Source organism: Mycobacterium sp. (assembly GCF_049280035.1).
Taxonomy (GTDB): Bacteria; Actinomycetota; Actinomycetes; order Mycobacteriales; family Mycobacteriaceae; genus Mycobacterium.
The window spans coordinates 1-1,909 of sequence record NZ_JBAPPI010000197.1; the positions used below are offsets into that span (position 1 = coordinate 1).

Sequence of the window (1,909 nt, forward strand, 5' to 3'; positions counted from 1 at the left end):
ACCGGGTTCGCGCGCGCGTTCAAGAACAACATCTTCGGCGGTGACACGCAGGGCGGTTCGACGATCACCCAGCAGTACGTCAAGAACGCGTTGGTGGGATCACAGCGTGCCGGGGTCGGCGGCCTGATCCGCAAGGCCAAGGAACTCGTCATCGCCACCAAGATGTCGGGCGAGTGGTCCAAAGACGATGTGCTGCAGGCCTATCTGAACATCATTTACTTCGGTCGAGGCGCCTACGGGATATCGGCTGCGTCCAAGGCCTACTTCGGCAAGCCCGTCGATCAGCTCACCATGGCCGACGGCGCCCTGCTGGCCGCGCTGATCCAGCGCCCCTCGACACTAGACCCCGCGGTAGACCTCCCAGGCGCTAAGGAGCGGTGGAACTGGGTGCTCGACGGGATGGTGGACGACCGCGCACTGTCGCCGAGGGACCGGGCGGCTCAAGCGTTTCCGCCGACGGTGCCGCCCGATCAGGCCCGCGCGCAAAACCAGACCAGCGGACCTAACGGGTTGATCGAGCGGCAGGTGACCCGGGAGCTGATGGAGCTGTTCAATATCGACGAGCAGACGTTGAACACTCAGGGACTGCAAGTCACCACCACCATCGAGCCGCCAGCGCAGAAGGCCGCAGAGGACGCGGTGTCGAAGTACATGGAAGGGCAGGCTCCTGACATGCGTACCGCGGTCGCCTCCATCGATCCGAAAAACGGAGCGGTGAAGGCCTACTACGGCGGCTCTGACGCCAACGGGTTCGACTTCGCCCAAGCCGGGCTGCAGACCGGGTCGTCGTTCAAGGTGTTCGCGCTGATCGCCGCGCTGGAGCAGGGTATCGGTCTGGGCTACCAGGTGGACAGCTCGCCGCTGACGGTCAACGGCATCAAGATCACCAACGTCGAAGGCGAAAGCTGCGGAACTTGCAATATCGCCGAGGCGCTCAAGCAGTCGCTGAACACCTCCTACTACCGGCTGATGCTCAAGTTGAAACACGGTGCGGACGACGTCGCGAACGCCGCACACCAGGCGGGCATCGCGGACAGCTTCCCCGGTGTCGCGCACACGCTCTCCGAAGACGGCCATGGCGGCCCGCCCAACAACGGAATCGTGTTGGGCCAGTATCAAACTCGGGTGATCGACATGGCCTCGGCATACGCCACGTTGGCCGCATCGGGTGTCTATCACCGACCGCATTTCGTCCAGAAGGTGGTCAACGCCGAGGGTCGGGTGCTGTTCGACTCCACCAGCTCCAACGACTCCGGCGAGCAGCGGATCCCCAAGGACGTCGCCGACAACGTCACGTCGGCGATGCAGCCGATCGCCGCCTATTCGCGCGGTCACACGTTGGCCGGCGGGCGGCCGTCGGCAGCCAAGACCGGCACCACCCAGTTGGGCGACACCGACGCCGACAAGGACGCCTGGATGGTCGGCTACACCCCGTCGCTGTCGACGGCGGTATGGGTGGGCACCGTTAGCGGCGACAAGCCACTGGTCAGCAAGGGGGGCTCGCAGGTCTACGGTTCGGGTCTGCCCTCGGACATTTGGAAGGCCACCATGGACGGTGCCCTCAAGGGCACCACGACCGAGTCCTTCCCCAAGCCGGCGGAGATCGGTGGGTACGCCGGCGCGCCGGCAGCGCCGCCGCCACCTGCGCCGCCACAGATGACGGTCATCCAGCCCACCATTGAGGTGGCACCGGGGATCACGATCCCGATCGGGCCGCCCACCACGGTCCCGGTTGGGCCGCCACCAGGACCACCGCCGCCGGGCGGACCCCAGCCTGTTTCACCGCCGCCGTGATCGGCGCTTGGACTTCTCACCCCACCATTTCGCCGCGCCCGTTGGCCGCCGACTTGCGCTCCGTCGACGACCGCGATTGCCCCAGCCGTACCGACTTTCTGGGCGCGGCGCTGTC

Annotated in this window: 2 protein-coding genes; both read left to right on the forward strand. The window is 66.1% G+C overall.

Going from position 1 to position 1,909, the window contains the following annotated elements; translation table 11 throughout:
* The coding region (locus tag WAN71_RS06470) for a transglycosylase domain-containing protein (RefSeq protein WP_422224541.1) at positions 1–1,794 on the forward strand (1,794 nt) is incomplete at its 5' end.
* Positions 1,791–1,909 (forward strand): hypothetical protein (locus WAN71_RS06475; RefSeq protein WP_422224542.1); only part of this gene is annotated, 119 nt, incomplete at its 3' end. The genes WAN71_RS06470 and WAN71_RS06475, both read left to right, overlap by 4 nt.